This is a genomic window from Massilimicrobiota sp. An80, assembly GCF_002159255.1.
GTDB lineage: Bacteria > Bacillota_I > Bacilli_A > Erysipelotrichales > Coprobacillaceae > Allocoprobacillus > Allocoprobacillus merdigallinarum.
This window is the reverse complement of the sequence record NZ_NFHI01000001.1, coordinates 104630-130927: the sequence shown is the minus strand read 5'-3', so window position 1 is coordinate 130927 and position 26298 is coordinate 104630. Positions and strand designations below refer to the sequence as shown.

At 32.3% G+C, this 26298-nt stretch carries 23 protein-coding genes and 1 pseudogene; 1 reads left to right on the top strand and 23 read right to left on the bottom strand.

Going from position 1 to position 26298, the window contains the following annotated elements; translation table 11 throughout:
- Nucleotides 1–228 precede the first annotated feature (228 nt).
- The 5 genes from ppdK to B5G32_RS00655 form a co-directional block, all read right to left on the bottom strand.
- Nucleotides 229–2865 carry a pyruvate, phosphate dikinase gene (gene ppdK / locus B5G32_RS00675; RefSeq protein WP_087935496.1) on the bottom strand — a complete coding sequence of 879 codons (2637 nt, stop codon included), beginning with the start codon at nt 2863–2865 and terminating at the stop codon, nt 229–231.
- A 151-nt stretch (nt 2866–3016) separates the two neighbouring features.
- Nucleotides 3017–4597 carry a DEAD/DEAH box helicase gene (locus tag B5G32_RS00670; protein ID WP_239386164.1) on the bottom strand — a complete coding sequence of 527 codons (1581 nt, stop codon included), beginning with the start codon at nt 4595–4597 and terminating at the stop codon, nt 3017–3019.
- Nucleotides 4598–4737: 140 nt separating this feature from the next.
- Nucleotides 4738–6348 carry a GNAT family N-acetyltransferase gene (locus tag B5G32_RS00665; RefSeq protein ID WP_087935494.1) on the bottom strand — a complete coding sequence of 537 codons (1611 nt, stop codon included), beginning with the start codon at nt 6346–6348 and terminating at the stop codon, nt 4738–4740.
- A 41-nt stretch (nt 6349–6389) separates the two neighbouring features.
- Complete coding sequence (locus tag B5G32_RS00660; RefSeq protein ID WP_087245748.1) at nt 6390–6716, bottom strand: cyclic-di-AMP receptor; 327 nt, start codon at nt 6714–6716, stop codon at nt 6390–6392.
- Nucleotides 6717–6773: 57 nt separating this feature from the next.
- Nucleotides 6774–7961 carry a deoxyguanosinetriphosphate triphosphohydrolase family protein gene (locus B5G32_RS00655; protein WP_087935493.1) on the bottom strand — a complete coding sequence of 396 codons (1188 nt, stop codon included), beginning with the start codon at nt 7959–7961 and terminating at the stop codon, nt 6774–6776.
- Between the two features lie 57 nt (nt 7962–8018).
- Here B5G32_RS00655 and mutY point away from each other — a divergent pair, with 57 nt between their 5' ends.
- On the top strand, nt 8019–9047 hold the full coding sequence (gene mutY, locus B5G32_RS00650) for an A/G-specific adenine glycosylase (RefSeq protein WP_087935492.1): 1029 nt from the start codon (nt 8019–8021) through the stop codon (nt 9045–9047).
- A gap of 68 nt (nt 9048–9115) precedes the next feature.
- Here mutY and B5G32_RS00645 read toward each other — a convergent pair whose 3' ends face one another.
- The 18 genes and pseudogenes from B5G32_RS00645 to rlmN all read right to left on the bottom strand — a co-directional run bounded on the left by B5G32_RS00645 (nt 9116) and on the right by rlmN (nt 26298).
- Nucleotides 9116–10084 carry a PhoH family protein gene (locus B5G32_RS00645; RefSeq protein WP_087245937.1) on the bottom strand — a complete coding sequence of 323 codons (969 nt, stop codon included), beginning with the start codon at nt 10082–10084 and terminating at the stop codon, nt 9116–9118.
- A complete protein-coding gene (locus tag B5G32_RS00640) occupies nt 10044–11009 on the bottom strand; it encodes a sporulation protein YqfD (RefSeq protein ID WP_087935491.1) in 966 nt (321 codons plus the stop codon). The genes B5G32_RS00645 and B5G32_RS00640 overlap by 41 nt, the downstream gene beginning before the upstream one ends.
- Nucleotides 10990–11187, bottom strand: coding sequence for a YabP/YqfC family sporulation protein (locus B5G32_RS00635; RefSeq protein ID WP_224762526.1), 198 nt, complete (start codon nt 11185–11187; stop codon nt 10990–10992). Before B5G32_RS00635 ends, B5G32_RS00640 begins: the two co-directional genes overlap by 20 nt.
- 64 nt (nt 11188–11251) lie before the next feature.
- Entirely contained in the window at nt 11252–11434 is a 183-nt protein-coding gene (rpsU, locus tag B5G32_RS00630; protein WP_087245930.1) for a 30S ribosomal protein S21, read from the bottom strand.
- Nucleotides 11435–11549: 115 nt separating this feature from the next.
- The gene (gene deoC, locus B5G32_RS00625) at nt 11550–12197 is read right to left on the bottom strand and encodes a deoxyribose-phosphate aldolase (protein WP_087245928.1); all 648 of its coding nucleotides are present in this window, start codon (nt 12195–12197) and stop codon (nt 11550–11552) included.
- The gene (locus B5G32_RS00620; RefSeq protein ID WP_087935490.1) at nt 12169–13650 is read right to left on the bottom strand and encodes a UDP-N-acetylmuramoyl-L-alanyl-D-glutamate--2,6-diaminopimelate ligase; all 1482 of its coding nucleotides are present in this window, start codon (nt 13648–13650) and stop codon (nt 12169–12171) included. Before B5G32_RS00620 ends, deoC begins: the two co-directional genes overlap by 29 nt.
- Nucleotides 13637–14944 (bottom strand): tRNA (N(6)-L-threonylcarbamoyladenosine(37)-C(2))-methylthiotransferase MtaB, encoded by a 1308-nt coding sequence (gene mtaB, locus B5G32_RS00615; RefSeq protein ID WP_087935489.1) that lies wholly within the window; start codon nt 14942–14944, stop codon nt 13637–13639. Before mtaB ends, B5G32_RS00620 begins: the two co-directional genes overlap by 14 nt.
- Before the next feature lie 11 nt (nt 14945–14955).
- Nucleotides 14956–15726 (bottom strand): hypothetical protein, encoded by a 771-nt coding sequence (locus tag B5G32_RS00610; protein ID WP_087245922.1) that lies wholly within the window; start codon nt 15724–15726, stop codon nt 14956–14958.
- A complete protein-coding gene (locus B5G32_RS00605; RefSeq protein WP_087245920.1) occupies nt 15714–16460 on the bottom strand; it encodes an RsmE family RNA methyltransferase in 747 nt (248 codons plus the stop codon). The genes B5G32_RS00610 and B5G32_RS00605 overlap by 13 nt, the downstream gene beginning before the upstream one ends.
- A 91-nt stretch (nt 16461–16551) precedes the next feature.
- A complete protein-coding gene (locus B5G32_RS00600) occupies nt 16552–19122 on the bottom strand; it encodes an ATP-dependent Clp protease ATP-binding subunit (protein ID WP_087935488.1) in 2571 nt (856 codons plus the stop codon).
- 141 nt (nt 19123–19263) lie between these two features.
- A pseudogene (gene tnpA / locus B5G32_RS00595) lies at nt 19264–19539 on the bottom strand (IS200/IS605 family transposase); the annotation flags it as partial.
- Between the two features lie 154 nt (nt 19540–19693).
- Entirely contained in the window at nt 19694–20590 is an 897-nt protein-coding gene (locus B5G32_RS00590) for a DegV family protein (protein WP_087935487.1), read from the bottom strand.
- 18 nt (nt 20591–20608) lie between these two features.
- The gene (locus tag B5G32_RS00585) at nt 20609–21202 is read right to left on the bottom strand and encodes a thiamine diphosphokinase (RefSeq protein WP_087935486.1); all 594 of its coding nucleotides are present in this window, start codon (nt 21200–21202) and stop codon (nt 20609–20611) included.
- Nucleotides 21199–21843, bottom strand: coding sequence for a ribulose-phosphate 3-epimerase (gene rpe / locus B5G32_RS00580; RefSeq protein WP_087245214.1), 645 nt, complete (start codon nt 21841–21843; stop codon nt 21199–21201). Before rpe ends, B5G32_RS00585 begins: the two co-directional genes overlap by 4 nt.
- Complete coding sequence (rsgA, locus tag B5G32_RS00575) at nt 21836–22711, bottom strand: ribosome small subunit-dependent GTPase A (protein WP_087935485.1); 876 nt, start codon at nt 22709–22711, stop codon at nt 21836–21838. The genes rpe and rsgA overlap by 8 nt, the downstream gene beginning before the upstream one ends.
- Before the next feature lie 14 nt (nt 22712–22725).
- Nucleotides 22726–24534, bottom strand: coding sequence for a Stk1 family PASTA domain-containing Ser/Thr kinase (gene pknB, locus B5G32_RS00570; RefSeq protein WP_087935484.1), 1809 nt, complete (start codon nt 24532–24534; stop codon nt 22726–22728).
- Complete coding sequence (locus tag B5G32_RS00565; RefSeq protein ID WP_087245208.1) at nt 24531–25271, bottom strand: Stp1/IreP family PP2C-type Ser/Thr phosphatase; 741 nt, start codon at nt 25269–25271, stop codon at nt 24531–24533. Before B5G32_RS00565 ends, pknB begins: the two co-directional genes overlap by 4 nt.
- Nucleotides 25249–26298, bottom strand: coding sequence for a dual-specificity RNA methyltransferase RlmN (gene rlmN, locus B5G32_RS00560; protein WP_087304146.1), 1050 nt, complete (start codon nt 26296–26298; stop codon nt 25249–25251). Before rlmN ends, B5G32_RS00565 begins: the two co-directional genes overlap by 23 nt.

Here is a 26298-nt window from a genome sequence, read left to right as displayed (position 1 = left end):
CATAATATTTTACCTCCAAATACGCACTTACATTATATCATATTTTCATGACATGATGATAAAAAAAGGTCGTGGAGCCTCAAAGTTTGCGTACTTGGAAAGAAGTCATCCACGACAATAGATATAATACCATATACTCTTTTATTTGAAAACTAAAAGCTGTTGACTTTTTTTACTTTGTCAACAGCCTGAAAGGTATGATAATCAATCATACCTTTTATAAGAAAATTATTCAATTCCCATTTTTTCTTTAACAGCAGCTTGTGCAGCAGCTAAACGTGCTAATGGTACGCGGAATGGAGAACATGAAACATATGTTAATCCTAATTTATGGCAGAATTCAACAGTGCTTGCTTCTCCACCATGTTCACCACAGATTCCAAGTTTGATATCAGGACGAGTTTTCTTACCTTTTTCAATAGCAATTCTCATTAATTCTCCGACACCTTCTTGGTCTACTTTAGCAAATGGATCTGATTCAAAGATTTGTTTACCATAGTAATCACCTAAGAATTTAGCAGCATCATCACGGCTGAATCCATAAGTCATCTGAGTTAAGTCATTTGTTCCAAAGCTAAAGAATTCAGCTTCTTCAGCAATTTTATCAGCAGTTAAAGCAGCTCTTGGGATTTCAATCATAGTACCAACTTTATATGGTAATTCTACACCAGCTTCTTTAATAATCTTATCTGCTGTATCACAAACAACTTTCTTAACATATTTTAATTCATGAACATCTCCAACAAGAGGAATCATGATTTCAGGAACAACATTTTGTCCTTCTCTATTGACTGCGATAGCTGCTTCAATAACAGCTCTTGTTTGCATTTCAGCAATTTCTGGATAAGTCACTGCCAAACGGCATCCTCTATGACCCATCATTGGGTTGAATTCTTTTAATGATTCAACACGTGCTTTTAAAGCATCAAAAGTCATACCTAAGCTTTCAGCAAGTGGACGAATTTCTTCATCAGTATGAGGTAAGAATTCATGTAAAGGTGGATCCAAGAAACGAATAGTTACTGGATAAATTTCCATAGCTTTAAACAATTCTTTAAAGTCACTTCTTTGATAAGGTAAGATTTTTTCAAGTGCTTCTCTTCTTGCTTCTTCAGTTTCAGCAGTAATCATACGTCTGAAGTTGAAAATTCTTTCTTCTTCAAAGAACATATGTTCTGTTCTACAAAGACCAATACCTTCTGCACCAAATTTACGTGCCTGTAAAGCATCTCTAGGTGTATCAGCATTTGTACGAACTTGTAATTTACGTACTTCATCTGCCCATTCCATGAATGTTTCGAAATCACCACTAATTTCTGGTTCAACAGTTTTAATTTGTTCACCATAAACATTACCAGTGCTTCCGTCTAATGACATATAATCACCTTCATGATATTGTTTACCATCAGGTGTAGTTAAAATTCTATTTTCTTCGTCAATCTTTAATGAACCACATCCACAAACGCAGCAAGTTCCCATACCTCTGGCAACAACTGCAGCATGTGATGTCATACCACCACGAATTGTCAAGATACCATGAGCAATATTCATACCTTCAATATCTTCAGGTGAAGTTTCAAGACGAACTAATAAGATATCTTGAACACCATTCTTTGATGCTTCAATAACATCTTCAGCAGTAAAATAGATACGACCAGTAGCGGCACCTGGAGAAGCAGCTAAACCAGTAGCTACAACTTGTGCACAACGTAATGATACATCATCAAAGTTTGGATGTAATAATTGATCTAATTGTTTAGGTTCAACTTTTAATAAAGCTTCTTCCTTAGTAATCATACCTTCATTAACAAGATCAACAGCAATCTTTAAAGCAGCAGCAGCTGTTCTTTTTCCATTACGTGTTTGAAGCATGAATAATTTACCATCTTCAATTGTAAATTCCATATCTTGCATATCTTTGTAATGATCTTCAAGAATTTTATTGATTTTTACAAATTGATCATAGCAATCTGGCATAACTTCTTTTAATGTATCAATTGTTTGAGGTGTACGAATACCAGCAACAACGTCTTCACCTTGAGCGTTCATTAAGTATTCACCATATAATTTCTTTTCACCAGTAGCAGGGTTTCTTGTAAAGGCAACACCTGTACCAGAAGTTTCACCACGGTTACCATAAACCATTTCTTGAACGTTTACAGCTGTTCCCCAGCTTCCTGGGATATCATTTAAACGTCTATAAGTAATTGCACGATCATTATTCCATGATCTAAACACGGCTTTAATAGCTTCCATCATTTGTACTTTAGGATCTTGAGGGAAATCTACACCAGCATGTTTTTTATATTCTTCTTTATAGATTTCTACAACTTCTTTTAAATCATCAGCTGTTAAATCTGTATCAAATTCAACACCTTTTTCTTCCTTAACTTTATCAAACATATGTTCAAATGAACTTTTTGGGAATCCCATAACAACATCAGCGAACATTTGAATAAAACGACGATAGCTATCATAAACAAAACGAGGATTATGAGTCGCTTCAGTAAATCCTTTAGCCACTTCATCGTTCATTCCTAAATTTAAAACTGTATCCATCATACCAGGCATAGAAGCTCTTGCCCCAGAACGTACAGAAACAAGTAATGGATTATGTGCATCCCCCATTGTTTTTCCTGTAATTTTTTCTAATTCAGCAAGTTTTTCATAAACTTGGTCTTCGATTTCTTTAACAATCACTTTCCCGTCTTCATAATATCTAGTGCAGGCTTCAGTTGTGACAGTAAATCCTTGAGGTACAGGCAAACCAATATTTGTCATTTCAGCTAAGTTAGCCCCTTTACCACCAAGTAAGTTACGCATGTCTTTATTTCCTTCACTAAATAAGTAGACATATTTTTTCATATAACTTCCTCCTTTGTTACTACTTTTCATATTATACACTATGTGAGTGCTTACATTCAATAAAAAAATGACGGAATTTAAAAAAAGTGAATGAATCTTTTTTCAAAATTCATTCACTCTCTTTTAAATTTATTTGAGCCATTCGTTGTTTTTATTCATCCTGTGCTAATTCTATACGAACACGTCTTCCTTTAATTTTTTGATTATAACAATAGTCAAGAACCTTTTGAGCAGCCCCTGGACTTAGATTAACAAAAGTAAACTTTCTTTTGATTGTGATATCTCCAATTTCTCTTTTTGGAATATCTGCATAGCGTACAAAAAAATCAATAATATCTTTGACATTAACTTTATCCATTGAACCTACTGTCATAAAAATACGCTGTTCTTCTTTATTCATCTCATTAAGACTTTGATAATCATATCCAACTCTTTGAGAATAACACATAGCAAGTAATGCTGCAATCACATCGTTTTTCATATGCTGTGGAATATCTTTTACAATCTTTTGAAAAGGTTTCATATTTCCTTTAAGCATGATTTCCTGTACATCAAACAATAATTCTTTAACTTTTTGATCAAAGATATCTTCAATAGCCGGAATATCTAATTTTTCAATATGACTATGTGTATGTTTTTCAATAGCTTTTAAGAAATTTCTCTCACGTGATGTCACAATAGAATAGGCTTCACCTTTTTTATTGGCACGACCAGTTCTTCCAATACGATGAATATACAATTCTTCATCTTGAGGCAATTCATAATTAATCACATGTGAAATATTGTCCACATCAATTCCTCTTGCTGCAACATCTGTCGCAACCAGATATTGAATTTGTCCAGTTTTAAATCTTCTTAACGTATTCATTCTTTGGTTTTGTGATAAATCTCCATGCATAGCTTCAACATTATAATGCTTTTGTTGCATAGCTGCGACAACTTCATCAACAGAACGCTTTGTTTTACAGAATATAATCGCATTATCCATTTCTCGAGAATCTAAAATACGGCATAGAACTTCAAAACGACGATTCACTTTCGTTTCAAAATAATATTGAGAAACCGTAGAAGCTGTCATTGTTTTGGCTTTGATTTGAATATGCTGATAATCTTCATGCATATAAAAACTTGCTATTTTCTTGATATCACTTGGCATTGTAGCTGAGAATAAAACTGTATGTCTGTCTTCAGGAACGGTTTGTAAAATCGTTTCAATATCATCAATAAATCCCATATTCAACATTTCATCTGCTTCATCAAGAACCAGCCATTCAACACAATCTAATTTTAATGCTTTACGACGCATTAAATCTAAAACGCGTCCAGGTGTTCCAACAACAATATCTGCACCTTTTTTTAAAGAACGAATCTGTTTTTCTATTTCACTTCCACCAAAAACACTGACAATAGATAAACTCGTATACTTACCAATACGTCGAAGTTCTTCATCAATCTGTAATGCAAGCTCACGGGTTGGTGATAATACTAAAGCTTTTACTCCATCATCCTTTTTGTTAATGCAAGATAATAAAACACTTCCAAAAGCCAAAGTCTTTCCAGTTCCAGTCTGAGCCTGTCCAATAATATCCTTTCCTTCCAATAATACAGGAATAGCTTTTTCCTGAATAGGAGAAGGAATCACATACCCCATCATTTCAATACCTTGTAAAACCAGTTTTGATAAACCTAAATCATAAAAAGTGACTTGTTGCATATATAACCTCTCTTTCATCTACATTCGCCTTGTATCCGACAAAATCAAGGCAAACGTCATACAAATCATTCAAAATAAAAGTCAGGAAAAGATTTTTCCCGACTTACTTTTTTCTTTTCTATGCGATAATATCATACTCTCTACAAAAACACAACTCTTTATTTATTTTTTTGATGTTCTAAAATATAAGGCCTTACCTGTGCTAAAAAATAAAGTGATCCTGTTACAAAAACAACACCTTCATGTAAAAATGCCTGATCAATGGCTTTATGCCAATCTTTTTCAATTTTAACAGGAAAGTTTTCTGCCAATTTTTCAACGGTTTGTGCTCGATAAAAATCAAATTCACAAACAGTAATATCATCTGTTAGTTTTAACAACATTTCCATCATAGCGTGCGTATCTTTATCTTTTAAAGCACTAAAAATAATTTTTATATGCGAATATTTTTTAGCTGACTGATAAAAAGCTTCTATACCTTCCTTATTATGAGCTCCATCAATAATAATAAGCGGATGCTGACATACAGTTTCAAAACGCCCTGCCCAGGTTGCTTCTAATAAGCCATTTAAGAGCTGTTCATCAGTATAGGTTAAATATTCATACTCTTTTAAATATTCCAATATTTCTATGGCTAACGCACTATTTTGGCATTGATAAATGGCCGATGTATTTAATCTTACATGATAATGACGATAATCATAGGTTAAATAATGACCATGATCTTGAATATTTTCTATATGTCTTGTTTGTATAAGTGGGCTATGCAATTTGTCACATATATTCTGAAAAACATTTAAACACTCACTCTTCTTTTCACCTGTTACATAGGGAATCCCTTCTTTAACAATACCAGCTTTTGTACGTGCAATCTGTTCATATGTATTTCCTAAATATTCAACATGGTCTAAACCGATATTGGTATTGGCACAAATCATTGGATAGATAATATTTGTTGCATCCAGGTCACCACCCAATCCAACTTCAAAAACTGCAAAATCAACACGATGTTTAATAAAAAACATAATCGCAATAAAAACTTCTATTTCAAACATAGAAAGTTCATATTCCAAACATAAATCCATATAACGATTTGCATAGGTAATAATTTCATCTTCTTGAATGTGCTGATTATTAATACGCATAATTTCTAAACGTGTTACTAAAACAGGTGATGTAAAAGTTGCCACTTTATAACCTGCATTTTGTAATACAGAACGTATATAATTCGTTGTTGACCCTTTTCCATTTGTTCCACCAATATGAATAGATTTCAATAAAATTTGAGGATTCCCCATATCTTTCATAAAACATTTGAAATTATCCAGGGCATAAACACGTTGCTTTTGACTGGCAATAAAATCATGAACTTGCTGATAATGAGTAAAACGTTTTTGAATTTGATGGCGATAAACAAGTTTTTGTTCTGTTAATTGATCTTCGAGAATTTCAAAGCCCAATTGTTTATATAAAGGCTCTAATGTTTGAGAAACAGTCACATATAAATCATCACAAGATAATTGTATAGCTTTACGTATCAAATCACTGGCAATGCCTTGATGACGATAACTTTCTAAAACGCATAAATATTTGATGTGTTGAAATTCATAAATCCCAATAACCCCTACCAGTTTCTTTTCAAAAGCTCCAATAAAAAATAGCTTCTTTTGGCGAGAAAGAGTGAGTATTTCTAATAAGGATTGCTGGTCATTATAAAAAAGTTGCGCTGCTTCTTTGATTTCATGTCCTCTTAAAATTCTTAATTCCACAATGTTCTCCTTTACAAACAAAAAACAGCTTAAGCTGTTTTTTAAATTTTTTCAAAACGATCTACGTCTACTACAAAGACAGTTGCTCCACCAACTAAGACATCCACCATGATAGGTGTAAAAAATTCTCCCATTTCAGTAGGTGGAACCGTAGGTTCCTTTTCTACACGCTTTCTAGCATGAGCTTTTATAATCTCAAGTGCTGGATCTACTTTATCATCATTTGTTCCGATAAAGAAAGTTGTATTTCCTTTCTTTAAAAAACCACCAGATGTTGCTAACTTCGTAACAAAGAAACCACCTTCAGTCAATGCTGTCTGAACAGCATTACTATCATCATTATTTACAATTGCAATTATGAGTTTCATAGTCTGACTCCTTTCTTTCTTTTATCTTATCACGTTTTTAAGATAAGTACAATTTTTTTAATAGTCTTCTATCATTTCCCCATGTTGTCGTGGTAAAAAACGTTCTTCATAAAAACGCAAAGCATAGCTATCTGTCATTCCTGATAAATAATCACTGACAATCAACTCACCAGGAGATTGCCGATAAGTTTCTGTCATTTTTGAAACATGAGCACATATACCCTTTTGAGGATAATGACGGTATATGAAATCATCATATAAAATATCATATAATTCTTTCACCATTCGTGTTAATTTTTCGTTTTCTTTCAATATTGTAGGATGATGATGAATATGTGTTGAAATAAATGTAAAGAGAATTTCTAAGGCATGAAAGACTTCTTTTGAAAATTCTAAATACGGTTTATGATAACTATGAATAACCAAATCACCAATCAAACGATTAATAATGGCTTTATTATCTTTACCTAATACTTGAACCACTTCTAATGGTAAATCATCTATAGAAATAATACCTACCTTAATTGCATCTTCAATGTCTTTACCAACATATGAAATAACATCAGAAATACGAACAACACATCCTTCTAATGTCATTGGCAAAATCTTAAAAGAATAATCTTTCTCATGCCAACATTTTTCGTATTCTTCCCAAAACTGTTCAATTGTTTTATGACTATCTGGTTTATATATAGGTGAAAGAATCTCACCATTATGGCATAAGATTCCATCTAAGACCTGTAAAGATACATTATATCCGATTCCATTTCTTTCTATAAACAGTAAATTTCTAACACTATTCGCATTATGCGTAAAATAACCAAACCCTCTTTCTTCTAAACAATCATTAATAGCTTTTTCACCTACATGTCCATATGGCGCATGACCTAAATCATGTCCTAATGCAATAGCTTCAATTAAATCTAAATTCAGATTTAAACCTCTACCAATCTGTCTTGCTATACGTGATACCCACTGGACATGTAAAGAACGCTTAGTAATGTGAACATTACTAAAAAAGGATAATGCCTGTGTCTTGTCGACATAACGGCTATAACTTTTGGAATATAAAACACGATCAATATCTTCTTCAAAAGGCCAGCGAATATCAAATTCTTTGGCTTTCTTTTTTGTATTCTTCACTTTAATACAATCACTATTACATGTTGCATAAGGAGACAATCTTTCATCTGCTAATTTTGTTTCTCTTAAAGAATCATGAATAATTTGATCTTGAGCTTTCATGAAATCACATCCTTTTTCTTTTTTTATTTTTTATAGTATAATACTTATGGTGATTTGATGCAAAATAATATACAAAATAATTTAATTTCATGGTATAACCACAACCATCGCCAATTTCCATGGCGAGAAACCACGAATCCTTACTATATATGGATTAGTGAAATTATGTTACAACAAACAACAACCGAAGCAGTCATTCCCTATTATAAACGTTTTATTCAAACATTTGCTACTATTGATAAATTGGCTAGTGCTTCTTTAGAAGAAGTTTATAAATTATGGGAAGGTCTTGGTTATTATCGTCGAGCTAAACATATTCATGAAACTGCACAACTGATTTGCGAAAAATATGATGGACAGTTTCCTGACACCTATGAAGATATCTTAAAACTCAAAGGGATTGGTCCTTATACTGCTGGAGCTATTTGTTCTATTGCTTATGGATTGTCTACTCCTGCCATTGACGGCAATGTGTTAAGAATTATCTCACGATTATATGCCTTAACTGAAAATATTGCTTTACCAAAAGCTCAAAAGAATATTTTTCATATTGTGAACGATTTATTGATTGGTTATGATGCTTCTGCCTTTAATCAAGGTTTAATGGATCTTGGTGCCACCATTTGTCGTCCTTTAAATCCACAATGTGAAATTTGTCCTATTGCCCCCTTTTGTAAAGCCAAACAATCTGGACAACAGAAAGTATTACCTATTTCTATAAAAAATATCAAACATAAAGAAATCAATTACATAACTGGCATTATTACTTATCAAGATCAATATGTCATGATTCAAAATCCTGCCGGATTATTAGAAAATTTATATGGTTTTATTCAATACGAGTTGGAAAGCCCCTATCGCTTTATTGAAGAATTTGAAAAACAGTATCATATATCATTATCTCTTGTTTCTTATCATGGTCAGGTTAAACATGTTTTTACGCATCGTACATGGCATATGCATATCTATCATTTTACAATTTCCAAACCATTGTCATCATTATATAGTTTAAATGATATTTCACAGCTTCCTGTTTCAACGGCACATTTAAAAGTTTTAAAGCATTATTTAAAAACAATCGAATAAGCAATAAAAAGTGGTACGATGTGTGAACCACTTTTTATTATAGGATAACTGCTGATTTTCATCAGTATTTAATTGATATTTTCACTTTTTTCATCTTCTTCATAACGTTCTATAATTCTCTGCACAACAGGATGTCTAACAACATCTAAGGCTGTCAAATAGACAAAACGAATACCTTTGACATCTTTTAAAATATGCAAAGCTTTTTTCAATCCACTACCTACACCTTTTGGTAAGTCTATTTGCGTAATATCACCTGTAATGATCATCTTAGAACGGAAACCAAGTCTAGTTAAAAACATTTTCATCTGTGCATCAGTCGTATTTTGTGCTTCATCCAAAATCACATAGGCATCTTCCAAAGTACGTCCACGCATATAAGCAAGTGGTGCAATCTCAATAATGCCTTTTTCAATAAAGCGTTCTGTCTTTTCACGACCTAACATATCATATAAAGCATCGTAAAGAGGTCTTAAATATGGATCCACCTTTTCTTTTAAATCCCCTGGTAAAAATCCCAGACTCTCACCCGCCTCCACTGCCGGTCTTGTCAGAACAATTTTTTGAACTTCGTTATTCTTTAATGCCTGAACAGCAAAAACAACTGCCATATATGTTTTTCCTGTCCCTGCTGGACCAATCGCAAAAACAACATCATTACGCTTTAAAGCATTATAATATTCTTTCTGACCTAAAGTTTTTGGATAAATCAATTTTCCATTTGTTGTCCTTGCTATTTTTGTCTGATAAAGTTCATCAATCATATTCAACTGATGATTTTTAGCTAAATTCAAAGAATAGATAATATCACGTTGACTGATTGTTTTTCCTTGCTTAACTAAAGTCAGTAAAGTACGAATCATATCTTCAACTTCCTGATTTTTGATTTCTGTATCATTTAAAACAATCTCATCACCACGAACAATCATTTCACATTGCATAGCTTCTTCTAATAAATGTATATTTTCTTCCTGCTGTCCTAAAAGTCTTGATATTTCATCCATTGTGCATGTTTCTAGCTTTAAGATTTTCTTCATTGTCTTCTCCTTTGACTGCAATATCTTCAATAAGAGTATAATGCATCTTTAACGTTATTTTACTACGTGTACTTGTCATTTGTAAAACATTTTCTTTATCAATAACAGCTTCTGTTGGTATCTGAGCACGAATATTTAATAAAAGCTGATAAAAGGCTTCCCCGTGATCTTGTTTTTTATTAGGCAGACTCGCTTCATACTGATGAAAAGTATAAGCATAAACATGCCCTTCTACCGGAATAATCTTTGTTTTATTTTGGGTTGAAATGATTGTGTTTTCAACAAGCAAATCACCTTTTTTAACGTAATCATTTTTCTTGACAAGAATATGACCACTTTTAACATCTAACGATTGAATCATGCCATCTTCTTTGGCATATAAATTACGATAATCATCTTTTTTGACTGTTTCTTGTCGACGTTTCGTATATTCAATATGAAAAACACTGCCTGTCTGATAGATATTCATATATTCAATTTTCTCTTTATATATATCTTTAAATTGCAGCAATAAATCATTTAATTTCTCATAGCTTTGAAGCGGCTTTAACAAATCTATATTTTCTTTTTGTAAAGTTTTCATCATGCTCTTATTGACCTCAGGTAATGTTCCTTCAATTTGAATATCAAAAATAAGATAAGATGAAACAAAAATACTGATGAAGAAAAAAAGCACTCCAATAAAATTTAAATGCTGTCGTGATAAGAAAAAGATATATTTCAATAAGCCAATGGTCTCAATATACTGATATGGATAATCCCATCTTTTTAAAATATATCTTTGATAAACAGGAAGATAAAATAGAAATTGAGAGTCCTTTTTTTGTAAATGTATTAATTTTAATTTTCTATCTCTAGCATAAATCAATAATGAATAAATTAATGACTCATTTACACTATATTTATCATACCCTATTTTCATCATATTCAATCACTTTCACATGACCATGAAGTCGAATTTCCTTTTGATCATAATATTCAATCTGTAGATTTTCTCCTCTAATAATCAAATTGTAATCGGGCATCTGAATTTTAAAAAAATGTGTATCCATCATCAGAACTTCATGATAATCATAAATACAAATACGTTCCTTATCAATCATCAGCATGATACCACCTCAGTGGAATATATGATACAAAACAAAAAAGAAGAACCAAAAGTTCTTCTTATCTTTGTTTACCTTTATTTTTTCTAGCAGCTTCTGATTTCATTTTACGTTTTAAACCAGGCTTAACATAAAATTCTCTTTTACGAGCTTCTGCAAGGGTACCTGTTCTAGAAACTTGTCTTTTGAAACGACGTAATGCATCATCTAATGATTCATTTTCTCTTACTACAGTTTTTGCCATATTGAACTTCCCCCCTTTACTAATACCAAATACATGCGTTATTATACATTGATAATAACAGAAAATCAAGTTTTTTTATATAATTCCCACTTGATATTTTCATTTTTTTCATTTATTACTGTTTCATCAACGAAACTCCTGATGAAGTTCCAATACGTGTTGCTCCAGCATCAATCATATCTTGCATATCCTGATAAGTTTTCACTCCACCACTTGCTTTGACTTCGCATTGTTCACCAACTGTCTGTTTCATCAATGCAACATCATGAACAGTGGCTCCTCCAGTTGAGAAACCTGTTGATGTTTTGACAAAAGTTGCCTTTGCTTTCATAGCCTGTTGACAAGCTAAAACTTTTTCTTCATCAGTTAATAAACAAGTTTCAATAATCACTTTTACACAACGTCCCTGGCTGGCATCAACAACAGCCTGAATATCTTTATATACAGTTTCAATATCACCAGCTTTTAACGCCCCAATATTAATAACCATATCAATTTCATCACTACCATTTTCAATAGCATTTTTTGCTTCAAATGCTTTCACTTCTGAAGTATTAGCTCCTAGTGGAAATCCAATAACTGTACAGATTTTCACATCGCAATCTGCTAAGTATTTTGCACAATAAGATACCCATACTGGATTAACACATACTGAAGCAAAATCATATTGCTTTGCTTCATCACACAAATGCGTAATTTCATCTTTTGTTGCATTCGCTTTTAATAATGTGTGATCAATAAATTTGTTCCATTTCTTTTCCATCATCTTCTTCTCCTTTAAAGATTTTATGAATTGCCTCTAAAGCAACATATTTATCTCCAGGATAAGGATCATTTCCAATTGCAGAAGCCATAAATTGTTCATGTCCTTTCCCTAGAATCAAAATAATATCATCACGATTTGCAATTTCAATTGCCTGTTCAATAGCAATGCGACGATCTTCAATAATAACACTTACAGGTTTTTCAATATATTTTTGAATATCTAAGCAGATATCCTGAATATCTTCATCTCGATTATCTTCAGCCGTCAAAATAACCTGATCACAGTATTGATTCGCTAATTTCCCTATTTTTTGCCTTTTATTATAATTCTTCTTTCCTGGTGCTCCAAAAACAGCAATAATTCTTCCGTTTTTCTTCACTTGTTGAGCAAACTGAAATACCTTTTCATAACTTTTCGCATGTTGACAATAGTCCACAATAACATGGAAAGGATATGGATGAGTTAATAATTCCATACGTCCATCAACACCTTGAATATGTTCAATCATATCAATAATTTGCATAATTGGCATTTCTAGCGCTAATAAAGATGTTACAACAGCCAGAATATTCGATATATTAAAACGAGCTAAAACAGGAACTGAGACATGATGTAATTCATCATGAACCTGTAAATCAAATTCACTATGATCAATAAATAACTCTATATTTCTAGCCATGACGTCTGCTCTATGTTCAATACCATAAGTCAGAACATGACTTTTGATAGAGTCTTTGACAAGAGTGTAAAAGCGAACTTCATCTGTATTTAAAATAGCATAACCTTTTTCATCTAACAAGGAAAAAAGCTTAGCTTTAGAAGCCATCAGATTTTCCATCGTCCCATGAAAATCCAAATGTTCTTCATAAACATTTGTAAAAACAGCAATATCAAAATGAACACTATCAACTCTTTTCAAAGCCAAACCATGACTTGATACTTCTAATGTTACACCTTTGACATCTTTTTTCACCATATCATTTAAATGTCTTTGTAAAAAAATAGTTTCTGGTGTTGTATATGGGCATTGTTCAATAATACCTGCATATTCAATATTATTTGTCCCAATATATCCCATTTTTAAAAATTGTGATAAAGCATTTTTAATCATCAAGGCAACAATTGTTTTTCCACTTGAACCAGTTATACCAATCACCGTCATTTTATAACTAGGATGATCATAAAATAAATCAGCAACTCTGTTCAATTCATCTAAAACATTATCAACCTTGATATATAAAATATCCTTATGCTTAAATGTTAGAGGTTTAGAGTAAACAATGCATTTCGCCCCTTGAAATATAGCATCTTCAATATATTTATGTCCATCTACACTTAAACCATCAATACAAAAGAAAATAGAATCTCTTCCTACATAGCGTGAATCACTATGAATGGAACGAATCTTAAAATCTTCTTCAACATCAAATAATTCATTAATTTTCTTCACTCACAACACTTCCTATCAATTCTGTATCTTGACATTCCTCAATAAAAACAGGATAGATATGTCCTACTGAATCCAATGGTAACTTCGTTTTAACTTTCAAATAATTAGAAGCATGACCAATCATATAATCCCCATCAGCTTCTTCAATTAAAACATTCAAAGTCTGTCCAATCTGTTGGCTGGCAAACTCATGAAGGAGCTGATGCGATAAATCCATCAACGCTTTCACTCTTTGATGTTTAACATTTCCATCTACCTGATCTTTCATTTTGGCAGCCGGTGTCCCTTGACGAGGTGAATATGGGAAAACATGTAATTGGTTAAAATGCATGTCTTTAATCCACTGATATGTGGATTCAAAATCTTCATCAGTTTCACCAGGAAAACCAACAATAACATCAGTTGTTATAGACAAGGTTGGTAATTTTTCTTTTAATTCTTTCATCTTTGATGCAAATTCATCAGTCGTATAATGACGATTCATTTTTTTCAAGATTTTATCGCATCCAGACTGAATAGGAATATGAAGATGATCAACGATAATAGGTGATGTAGCAATCAGATCTATGATTTCATGAGTGATTTGACTCATTTCAATTGAAGAAATTCTTAATCGCTTTAAACCTTTCACTTTTGTCGTTAAATCTACCAATAAGTCATAAAAGCTGTAATTATCAAAATCTTGTCCGTATCCAGCAGTATGAATTCCTGTCAGAACAATTTCTACAAAACCATGATCAACTAATTTTTGAGCCTGTTTGAAAACACTCTCCTTATCTCTCGAACGAATACGCCCTCTCGCGTATGGGATAATGCAATATGTACAAAAATTATTACATCCATCCTGAATTTTCAAAAAGGCTCTTGTGTTTTTCGTAAATTCATCAATATCCAGATCTTCAAAATGAGATAATTTCATAACATCAGCAACATGAATAACAGTCTGATGTGTTTTTTGGTATTCTTCAACAAATTCCACAATTCGATTTCTAAACTGAGTTCCTAAAACAACACCAACACCTTCAATTTTTGCAACTTCTTGGCTTGCAACCTGACTATAACATCCCACTACACATACTGTAGCTTGAGGATTTTGACGAATAGCTTTACGAATCATCTGACGAGATTTAGAATCTCCAGTGTTTGTAACAGTACATGTATTAATGACATAAACATCTGCCTGTTCTTTAAAATCTACACTTTCATATCCTGCATCACAAAAAAGCTTCAGCATCGCTTCTGATTCATAAGTATTCACTTTACAACCCAATGTTAAAAAAGCAACTTTTTTCATAAAAATCCTTTCTATTTATATTTTTTTATAATTTTTTTATAATTCTTTAAAGAAATATATTCCAAATCTTTCAATGTTTCTAAACAATCCAGATACAAATAATTTTCAATATCATATGCAATCTTTTGAATATCTTCAATACGAACTTCACATTGAGCTTTATCGTCTTGAATGATAACTTTATTCAAAAATTCATGATTATCTTTTTTAAAGATATAAATGGTTTTAAGCGGATCAAAATAAAAGCAAATATGTCTTTGATCTTCATATACATTCTCTAAAGAAGAAAAACCTGTACGAAAGATAGAATAACCATACATATCAATTGGTGTATGAAGATTCACTTTAAAATTTTGTATATATTCACGATGTTGTTTTAATAGCAACATTTGATAATCATGAGTATAACGCTGATTGACAAATGGTTCTAAATAAGGAATATAAATCATGACTTGACTCTGTAAATCCTGGAAATGAGGAGCCGTTTCTAAAACTCCAGCAATATCATTATTAAACATCTTTTGTTTTTCATCATAATTTAAATAATCCAATAAATCATAATGTTGATTTAAAAATCCCTCATAAATATTTTCAATCTGATTTTGCGTTAATAAACCTCGATATATAATTTCATATGAAAACAAATCAAAATCAGTCTTGATCTTTGAAGATAAGCCCATCTTTTCAAAAAAAGAACGATGACTTTCTATTTCTTGATATAATTGTGTTTTAGCAAGAGGAATTTCCACCCCTATTTTATTTAAACTTTCTATAAATCCCATGATGACATCAACTCCCTACTAAATCCAATAACACTTAACATATATAACGGGGCTGTTTCGCTACGTAAAATTCTTTTTCCTAACGAGCAGGCCTGAACACCAAGCTCTTTCATCTTTTGAATTTCACTTTCATCAAAACCACCTTCAGGTCCTACAATAATTGTTATAGTGTGATAATCTTTTTGAAGCGTTTTTGCTAAAAGTGATTTTTCACCATTTCTGCTTTCTTCTTCATAGGCAACTAAATTGACATCGCCTAAATATTTCTCTAACTGTGATATTTTTATAAGTGAAGTCAACTCAGGTATTGTCTGACGACAAGATTGTTCACTTGCCTCTTTTAAAATACGAGTATAACGTTCTCTTTTCTTTTCAAAAGATTTTTCATCCGTTTTAATAATACTTCTTTGTGATAGAAAAGGAACAATTCTATGAACACCTAATTCCGTAGCCTTTTGAAGAACCCATTCAAATTTATCATTTTTAGGTAAGCCATAGATTAAAGTCACTTCAACATCCAGTTCATTATTTTCTATGAGCTCTTCTTTTTGTTGAAGTATTCCTTTTTCAATATCTATAATTTCATATATATAAACATGATGATCTGGTAAAATACAAATCACTTGATCACCTTGATGATATCGCATGACACGTTGCATATGTTTATGATTATAAGGGTCAATATGTATGAATGATCCCTCTATATTTTGAGCATCTATAAAATATCTTTGCATAACTTCCTCCTTTGGCTATTCTATCACATTTTGTTGAATATAAAAAGAAAAAAAGATTAGTAAAGTCAATCCTCTACTAACCTTCTCACTCTTATGACTTTCTAATCATAAATTGTTGATTTTGATAATCAATCGTAATGTTATCATCTTTTTGAATAGAACCTTTAATCATTTCTTTGGCAACTAAAGTTTCAATATGTCCCTGAATGAAACGTTTAAGTGGTCTCGCTCCAAAAGTAGGATCAAAACCTTCTCTTGCAATTTCTTCTTTAGCCCCGTCACTCACTTGAACTGATATATTTTGTTGTTCTAGACGTTTAGAAAGCTGAGCAATAAATTTATCAATAATCTTATAAACAACTTGATTATCTAATGAATTGAACATGACAATTTCATCAATACGATTCAAGAATTCTGGTTTAAAATGAGCTTTTAATTCCATTTCAACTTCATGTCTTGTTTCTTCATTATTACCTTGTAATAAATATTGTGAGCCAATATTAGATGTCATAATAATGATTGTATTTTTGAAGCTAACAACATTGCCTTTAGAATCAGTAATACGACCATCATCTAAGACTTGAAGCAAAACATTAAAGACTTCAGGATGGGCTTTTTCAATTTCATCCAATAAAACAATGCTATAAGGCGCACGTCTAACAGCTTCCGTTAATTGGCCACCTTCTTCATATCCAACATAACCTGGAGGAGCTCCTAACAAACGAGAAACACTGAATTTTTCCATATATTCACTCATGTCAATACGGACAATATTCTTTTCACTATCGAATAATTGTTCTGCTAAACTCTTTGCAACTTCTGTTTTTCCTACTCCAGTTGGCCCAAGGAACATAAATGAACCAATTGGACGGTTTTCATCATTGATTCCAGCACGTGATCTTAAAATAGCATCACAGATTTTTTCAATCGCTTCATCCTGTCCAATAACTCTTTTTCTTAAAATATCATCAAGATGTAATAATTTTTCTCTTTCAGATTCCATCAATTTATGAATAGGAATACCTGTCCATCTAGCAATAACTTCACTGACTGTATCAACTGTTACTTTTTCCTGTAATAAAGCATCATCAGACTCTTGTGATTGATAATCAGCAATTTCTTTATTAATACGAGGTAATGTTTCATACTTGATTTTTGAAGCTTCTTCTAAATTACCTTCAGTTTCATATTTATCTTTAAGGGCTTCATATCTCACTTTTTGATCTTTTAATTCTTTAATATGATCTAAAGCTTTCTTTTCTTCTTTCCATTTATCTGTTAAACCTGTTACTTGTTCATCTAATGAAGCAATACGACTTTTAATTTCATCTAGACGTTTTTCATTATCTGCATTTTTATCTTCTTTTTCAATAGAAATACGTTCCATTTCCAAACGATTCTTTTCTCTTGTGATAACATCTAATTCTTCTGGTAAAGAATCAATTTCCATACGTACAGATGCACATGCTTCATCAATCAAATCAATAGCCTTATCTGGCAAGAAACGATCAGTAATATAACGTTCACTCATATTCACAGCTGCCACAATGGCACTATCTGTAATCTGAACACCATGATGAGATTCAAAGCTATCTTTTAAACCACGTAAAATTGCAATTGTATCGTCACTATCTGGTTCATCAACTTGAACTTTTTGGAAACGTCTTTCTAAAGCAGCATCTTTTTCAATGTACATACGATACTCATCTAGCGTTGTTGCTCCAATACAGTGAAGTTCACCACGTGCTAACATTGGTTTTAATAAGTTAGCTGCATCCATAGCACCATCTGTTTTTCCAGCTCCAACAAGCTGATGAATCTCATCAATGAATAAAATGATATTTCCTTCAGATTTTTTAATTTCATTTAATACAGCTTTTAATCTTTCTTCAAATTCACCACGATATTTAGCACCTGCTACCAAAGCTCCTAAATCAAGTTCATAAAGAGTCTTATTTTGTAAGCTGACAGGCACGTCATTTTTAAAAATACGCCATGCCAATCCTTCAACAATAGCAGTCTTTCCAACACCTGGTTCACCTATCAAAATAGGATTATTTTTTGTTTTACGTGATAAGATTTGAATAACACGTCTAATTTCTTCATCACGACCAATAACAGGATCTAATTTTCCATCCTTAACATCTTGAATAAGATCTCTACCATATTTTGTTAAAACTTCATATTGATTTTCTGGTTGTGGATTATTAACCATATTTCCACCTCGCATTTCCTGAATAATCTTTTCTAATTCTTTTTTATTTAAATGATATTGTCGAATCAAATCTTGAATAAATGTTGATTGCACTTCAAACATTGCCATAATCAAATGTTCAACACTTGTATATTCATCTTTATAATCACTCATCACTTTTTGAGCCTTTATTAACAATTGATTCAAATCATATGATATTCTTAATTGACTTTCATCAACACCATTGACTCTTGGTTTTTGTTGTTGTTTATTTCTTAAAAATGTTTCTAACTGTTGAATATTGACATTTGCTTTTGATAGCACACGATATAAAATACCACTTGTATCTTCCAATAATGCTAATAAAAAATCTTCAACATCAACAACCTGACAAGACATTCCTAAAGTCTGTTGCATGGCTTTTTGCATAGCTTCCTGCATAGCTGTTGTCCATTTTTCTATATTCATCTTCATCACTCCTTTAGCACTCATTATATCCAAGTGCTAATTATAGTATACCATGTTTTTTAGCACTGTCAACCCCGAAGTGCTAAAATGTTTATTAAAATTCAAATACTGTTTTTATAATGAATAACCTGACTTATTCAAATCAAATATCATCAGTGTAGACTTTGACTTCAACTGTCCCATAAATTCCGATATAGAATATTTTGGTGGAATTTCAAGCAACATATGTATATGGTCAGGACATGCTTGCCCCTCTATAAGTTCTACATCCTTGAATCTGTTAATCAACAGTATCAATATCTCTATGATATCTCTTCTTAATTTATTATATATGATGAGCCTTCTATATTTTGGTACGATAACTATATGATATTTGCATCTATATGATGTATGTGATAAACTATTTATGTCTTTCATAGACTAACCTCCTTTGATTCTTTTGTTTCTTAGCTGCCAGGCTAAATTCATTGTATCATTGGAGGCTTTTTACTTTCAACGCTCTAAGCTTAATTCTTTTACCACGCATATAACACGTGGTATTTTTAATAACAAAAAATCTTTAGGATTTCTCCTAAAGATCATATTTTTTTAAAATACCCACACCAATTGGATATGGTCCCGTATGCACACCAATTGTAGCGCCAATTTGTTGAATTAAAATAGGTTCATGGAAGTCTGGATAAGCTTGTAACATCACCTCTTGCAAGCTTTCTTTAAACTTTTCTCCTTCTTGTTGATCATAGCCATACCCAACACAAAAACGATAATCATTTGGTGAAAGCTGGTTATCTTTAAAATATTTTACAGTATGGTCAAGAACTTTCTTTTTAGATTTTTCACGTCCGCGTGTAACACCCATTGCAAATATTTCACCATCATGAAGTACAATTAAAGGTCTAATTCCTAATGTTTTCGCTGCAACTCCAGCAACTTTACCAATTCGTCCACCATGAATGAGATATTCAAAATTTCCAACTGTAAAGAAAATACGTCCTGACGATTTGATATTTTCAATTTTTTGAATCACTTCGTCATATTGATAGCCAGCTTCTTTCATTTGGGCAGCCTCAATAACCAGTAAACCTTGTAAAACAGTATTCACAGTAGCATCAATAATCTTAATTTGACGTTCAGGATATTTTTCCTCTAACATCATTTTCGCATTCATGGCACTGTTATAGGAACCAGAAAATTTAGTCGTAATACATATACATATAATATCTTCCTGATTTTCCAGGATAGGTGTAAAAGTTTTTATATAATCTTCAATAGAAGGCATAGAAGTTTTAGGAAAAACATCTTTATGATCAACCATAAATTGATAAAATTCATGCACTTCTAAATCTTCTTTTTCTTTTTGATAGTGTTCATTATCAGTTGTTATATAAAATGGAACAACATGAATATGAAACTGATTAATCAATGACTGATCTAAATCACATGAACCATCTGAAACTATCTGATACATTCTTATTCCTCTTTTCCATTATGATATTGATTGAATACAGAGTACAGGTCGTGAATTTTCCACAATCGCATATTCTTCATTCATTTGATTGGATACACACAGAGGATCATTTCTTTTTAAGATGTAATGATCCAATGGATAATGACAATCTTTTAATGTCACGACGCTCTCATCAAAAGCAAATATAGAAAAATAATGATATTGATCTTTAGCAAGATAATGTTGACCTGGTTTTAAAACAAATATCTTGTTCCATTCATCATAGATCGTGATAGAGATATCCTGATATTTTTCTAACAAACATAGTACTGCCATAAAATGATCAATACGGCGATGTGTCACACCATATAAATCAATGGCACCATAACCCTTTTGAATAGCATATTGTATTGCCAATGCTGTATCAGTGTCATCTTTAATACTCGAATAACGCTGAATATTGATATCTTGAAGAATCTGCTCATTTTCAATAGAATCCATATCTCCAATAGCTATCACAGGTGTAATTCCCTGCTGGTATAAATGATAAACACCCTGATCGACACCAATATATTCAATTGTTGAATCTTTCACAGATCCAACATTGATTCCACTATAAATGCCTATTTTCATTTTAAGGAATCAATAGCTTCCTTTCTATTTTCAGCATTAAAAACATAACTTCCAGCAACCAGCACATCCACACCTGCTTCTCGACATAATTGACCTGTCGTAGCATTAATGCCACCATCCACTTCAATCAAATAATGACGATTCTGTTTTAACTGACAAAGTTCCTGTATCTTAGAAAGCGCCTGCTCTTGAAACGTTTGTCCGCCAAATCCAGGTTCAACACTCATAACTAATACTAAATCAAGATCATCTAAATATTGTTGAATTGATGAAATAGGTGTGTTTGGCTTTACACTTAGTCCTACATGTACGCCTTGATCATGAACATACTGTATAAATGTTTTCACTTCCTGTTCGTGATGAAAAGCCTCAATATGCGCTGTTATTAATGAAGCATGTGATTTTATAAATGCATCTACATATTGCATTGGTTTTTCAATCATTAAATGAACATCAAGATATAAGTCACTCACTTTTGCAATATCATTTAAAATACTATAACCAAATGAAATATTAGGAACAAAATGTCCATCCATTACATCATAATGAATCCAGTCTGCCCCACATTCACGAATAGAATCCAAATCTTTCTTGAGCTCAGCAAAATTAGCTGATAAAACTGACGGTGCAACTTTAACCATATTTTTTCTCCTTCAATAGTTTGCTTTCTTTTAAAAACATTAAATAATGTTCATATCTTTGAGATGATATTTCCCCTTGTTCAACAGCATTTTTCACTGCACAATGTGGTTCACTTTCATGTAAACATCCTCTAAACTTGCATTGTTTAGATAATTCATGAAAGTCATGATAACTTATAGCCAGATCCACTGGTTCAATATTTAATTCCAACGATGAAAAACCTGGTGTATCTGCAACATAACCACCATACATCTCAATAAGTTCAACATGTCTGGTTGTATGTTTTCCACGTCCTAAAGCTTTTGAAATTTCATTTGTATCAATCTGCAAATGAATATCCAAAGCATTTAATAAGCTTGATTTTCCAACACCACTTTGTCCAGTAACAACTGTTACTTTATCTTTAAAAATATTCTTAACAGCCTCTATCCCCTGTTCTTGTTTAGAACTCACATATAGAACCTGATATCCTGCATCTTCATAAGGTTTCATTTGATGATATATCAAACTTGAATCCACAAGATCCATTTTTGATATACAAATAATCGGTTGAATCTGAAGATGTTCAATTAAAATCAAAAAACGATCTAACAGTAATAAATTCATATCTGGTTCTTTAGCAGAAAAAACAAGTAAAGCCTGATCAACGTTACAGATTGGAGGTCGAATAAGACTGTTCTTTCTTGGTAACAGGGATAAAATATATCCTTCATTTTGATTTTCAATAGAGAATTCACAATAATCTCCAACCAATGGTTTTAAAGAATCTTTTCTAAATTTCCCACGGGCACGACATTGATAAACTTGTCCCTGTGACTTAACATAATAGAATCCTGCCAAAGCTTTAATAATTTGTCCTTTTTGCATTGCTTTTCTCTACCTCATTGTTGTCCTGTTATCTGATTTGTTCCTGTTACTTGTGAAGAAGACGGAGTGTCAGTACTTGGTGTCGTTGTATTATTATTTTCGTTTTCTGCAGGAGTTTCAGGAATTTCTGGTTTTTTATCATAATAATACAAAACAATTTTTTCACCTTTTTTATAAACTGTTGTAAAAGCAGCAAGTGACTGTTCTTCTACAACATTGATTTTCATAGTTTTAATCTCTTCGACTGATGTTGGTGGTTCTAATACACTTAGCTCTACAGTAAATCCTGCTTCTGTCAAAATGCTTTTAGCTTTTTGAATATCTTGACCATAAACATTTGGAACTTCAGCACTGTATCCTTGTGAAACTGTCAATGTTATTGTTTTATTGTCACTATTTGGATCAATTTTCTCTCCTGCATCCAAAGATTGTTCTAAAATAGTTCCTTTTGAAGCTTCATCAATTCTATCTTCTTTATTGACTTTAAAGCCTAATTCCTCAAGTTGATCTGCAATAGTATCATAATCTTTACCGACATAATCTTCAATGACGATATATTGTCCAGAAGAAACAACCAAATGAACCTCATCACCTTTTTTAACATTTGCTTTTGCAAGAGGATCACTTTCAACCACTTTTCCTTCTTCAACATCATCACTCAATTCATAAGTGACATGACCTTTAACTTGCAAGCCTCTATCTTCTAACAAAGTGATAGCTTCAGCTTCTGTCAAATTCACTACATCAGGCATTTCAAATGATTGTGAAGGTCGTAAAAGCAGAAAATAGACTGCAATTAAAATTGCTAATGCTGCGACAACACTACCACCAATAATCATCAGCATCTTTTTATGTGAACGTTTTGTTTCTTCTTCTGTTTCTTCTTCAATTGGTAAATGTGTCTGCGACTGTGTAAAAAAGTCTTTATCTTCAGCAACAATTGTTGCTAATTCATCATCTTCCTCATAATCAAATGTTATTTTTTCATCATTGATATGGGCTGCTTCCAAACAATGATTCAAATCTTCCAACATTTCAGAAGCACTTGCATAACGATCTTTGATATTTTTAGCAGTTGCCTTAATAATAATATTTTCAACCGATTGAGGGATAGATGGATTAAAAGCACAAACAGAAGGGATTTCATCACGCATATGTTTTAAAGCAATATTAACTGGAGATTCCCCATTAAATGGAACTTCACCGCGAAGCAACTCATAAAAGACAATTCCTAAAGCATAAATATCACTTTGTGCAGTTGCTTTCTCTCCACGGGCAATTTCAGGTGCCAAATAATGTAAAGAACCCATAATTGTATCTGTTTGTGTCACCTGTGATAATGATTGAATAGATGCAATTCCAAAATCACCAATTTTGACAACCCCACTATCAGTAACCATAATATTTTGAGGTTTTAAATCACGATGTATAATACCAATAGAATGTGCTTTAGCAGTAGCACTAACAACCTGCTTCATAACATCAACAGCTTCTACATAATGTAAAGCACCACGTTTATGAATCAATTCTTTTAAAGTTTGACCTGGTACATATTCCATGACAATATAATAGTCATCTTTTTCATCACCAACATCATAAATTTCAACAATATTTTTATGTGACAAAGCCGCAGCTGCACTGGCTTCACGATGAAAACGTGTCACATAAACCGGATCCCCAGTTAATGATGAACGCATAATTTTAACAGCCACTGTTCTTTTTAAAATTAAATCTTCAGCCTCATAAACATCAGCCATTCCACCTTGTCCAATTAATCTTTTCAATTGATAACGTCCAGCAATCGTTTTATTGATTGAACTCATAAATTAACAACTCCTTTTGTCAAAATAAGTGCAAAACTGATATTGTCTTGCCCACCATATGTATTGGCAGCATCCATCAACTGACTAGCCCTCGTTTCAATATCTTCCTGAGCATGCAAAATATTCATCATCTGTTCATCACTCAGTGAATTATATAACCCATCTGAACAGACCAATAAAAATCCATCATTGATTTGTTTTTCAAGAAAAGAAGGATTCAATGAATCACTGACTCCTACAGCCTGTAATAAGATATTCTTTTGAGGATGAAATCTTGCTTCAGCTTGTGAAATTGTCCCCGAATCAACAAGAACATTCACCAAAGTATCATCTCTTGTTAATTGAATAAATTCATCAGTAACCCAATAAACTCTCGAATCACCAACATGTGAAATATAAATATTGTCATGAATACATAAAACAAGAACTATTGTTGTTCCCATACCTTCAAATTCTTGAGATTCATGGCTTTTTGATTCAACAATCATATGAGCATGTTGAATAGCTGATAAAATCCAATCATGAATTTGACTTGTATCAGTTAAAGACTCTTGTTGCTGATAATTTTCAATAATATCATCGCAAGCCATTTGTGAAGCAATTTCACCTGCGTTATGTCCACCCATTCCATCACATAAAACAACCAAACATTCATGATCACTTTTTTGATAGCAACGGACATAATCCTGATTCACTTTTCTCATGCGTCCAATATCACTTTTCATGATGACTTGCATGTTGTTCACCTACCTTCATGGCACGCAGTTGCCCACATGCCCCATCTATATCACGTCCATGTTCTTTACGTAAAGTTACATTCATTTTTAGACGCAATAACTCACTTTTAAATGCCTCAACAGTTCCTTTATCTGACTGTTGATATCCATGTTCATCAACAGCATTATAAGGAATTAAATTGACATAGGCATTAAGCCCTCTGATGTAATGAGCTAACTGTCTGGCATGTTTTAATTCATCATTAACTCCCTTTAAAAGAATATATTCAAAAGTCACACGACGATTCGTCTGTTGAATATAATTTTCAATAGATTGTCGTAACTGTTCCATTGGATAACGCTTATTGATGGGCATTAATTGATCCCTAATTTCATTATTTGGTGCATGTAAAGAAATAGCTAAATTGGTTTGAATTCCTTCACTGGCATAACGTTCAATCTGATGACATAAACCACAAGTAGAAATTGTGATATGTCTAGCACCAATAGCCAAACCTTTAGGATGATTAATAATACGAACAAAATCCATGACAGCATCATAGTTATCAAAAGGTTCTCCCGTTCCCATGACAACGACATGACTGATTCTTTCCTGTGTATCTTGCATAACTGTCAGTACTTGATTGACCATTTCTCCAGCAGTCAGGTTTCTTTGTTTTTTTAATAGACCACTAGCACAAAAACGGCATCCCATATTGCATCCCAACTGACTTGTGACACATAAACTTCTTCCATAATCATGAACCATTAATACCGTTTCAATAAAACCTCCATCTTCCAGTTGCAGAAGATATTTAATTGTTCCATCTTGAGAAACCTGTTTTGTTTCAATTTTCATTGGTCCAATCTGATAGATTTGAGATAATTTTTCTCTTAAATCTAATGATAAGTTATTCATCTGTTCAAACGATTGTACATTTTGACGATATAGCCACTCAAAGACTTGTGTTGCTCTAAATTTCTTTTCTCCAAGTTCTTTAAATTCTTCAATCATCTGTTCTTGTGTATAATCATAAATTGATTTCAT

Bases quoted from the DNA above. Each gene is read 5' to 3' on its own strand.
- ppdK (WP_087935496.1), bottom strand. From the start codon at position 2,865: ATGAAAAAATATGTCTACTTATTTAGTGAAGGAAATAAAGACATGCGT.
- B5G32_RS00670 (WP_239386164.1), bottom strand. From the start codon at position 4,597: ATGAAAGAGAGGTTATATATGCAACAAGTCACTTTTTATGATTTAGGT.
- B5G32_RS00660 (WP_087245748.1), bottom strand. From the start codon at position 6,716: ATGAAACTCATAATTGCAATTGTAAATAATGATGATAGTAATGCTGTT.
- B5G32_RS00655 (WP_087935493.1), bottom strand. From the start codon at position 7,961: ATGAAAGCTCAAGATCAAATTATTCATGATTCTTTAAGAGAAACAAAA.
- mutY (WP_087935492.1), top strand. From the start codon at position 8,019: ATGCAAAATAATATACAAAATAATTTAATTTCATGGTATAACCACAAC.
- B5G32_RS00645 (WP_087245937.1), bottom strand. From the start codon at position 10,084: ATGAAGAAAATCTTAAAGCTAGAAACATGCACAATGGATGAAATATCA.
- B5G32_RS00640 (WP_087935491.1), bottom strand. From the start codon at position 11,009: ATGATGAAAATAGGGTATGATAAATATAGTGTAAATGAGTCATTAATT.
- B5G32_RS00635 (WP_224762526.1), bottom strand. From the start codon at position 11,187: ATGATTGATAAGGAACGTATTTGTATTTATGATTATCATGAAGTTCTG.
- rpsU (WP_087245930.1), bottom strand. From the start codon at position 11,434: ATGGCAAAAACTGTAGTAAGAGAAAATGAATCATTAGATGATGCATTA.
- deoC (WP_087245928.1), bottom strand. From the start codon at position 12,197: ATGGAAAAGAAATGGAACAAATTTATTGATCACACATTATTAAAAGCG.
- mtaB (WP_087935489.1), bottom strand. From the start codon at position 14,944: ATGAAAAAAGTTGCTTTTTTAACATTGGGTTGTAAAGTGAATACTTAT.
- B5G32_RS00610 (WP_087245922.1), bottom strand. From the start codon at position 15,726: ATGGGATTTATAGAAAGTTTAAATAAAATAGGGGTGGAAATTCCTCTT.
- B5G32_RS00605 (WP_087245920.1), bottom strand. From the start codon at position 16,460: ATGCAAAGATATTTTATAGATGCTCAAAATATAGAGGGATCATTCATA.
- B5G32_RS00600 (WP_087935488.1), bottom strand. From the start codon at position 19,122: ATGAATATAGAAAAATGGACAACAGCTATGCAGGAAGCTATGCAAAAA.
- B5G32_RS00590 (WP_087935487.1), bottom strand. From the start codon at position 20,590: ATGTATCAGATAGTTTCAGATGGTTCATGTGATTTAGATCAGTCATTG.
- B5G32_RS00585 (WP_087935486.1), bottom strand. From the start codon at position 21,202: ATGAAAATAGGCATTTATAGTGGAATCAATGTTGGATCTGTGAAAGAT.
- rpe (WP_087245214.1), bottom strand. From the start codon at position 21,843: ATGGTTAAAGTTGCACCGTCAGTTTTATCAGCTAATTTTGCTGAGCTC.
- rsgA (WP_087935485.1), bottom strand. From the start codon at position 22,711: ATGCAAAAAGGACAAATTATTAAAGCTTTGGCAGGATTCTATTATGTT.
- pknB (WP_087935484.1), bottom strand. From the start codon at position 24,534: ATGAGTTCAATCAATAAAACGATTGCTGGACGTTATCAATTGAAAAGA.
- B5G32_RS00565 (WP_087245208.1), bottom strand. From the start codon at position 25,271: ATGCAAGTCATCATGAAAAGTGATATTGGACGCATGAGAAAAGTGAAT.
- rlmN (WP_087304146.1), bottom strand. From the start codon at position 26,298: ATGAAATCAATTTATGATTATACACAAGAACAGATGATTGAAGAATTT.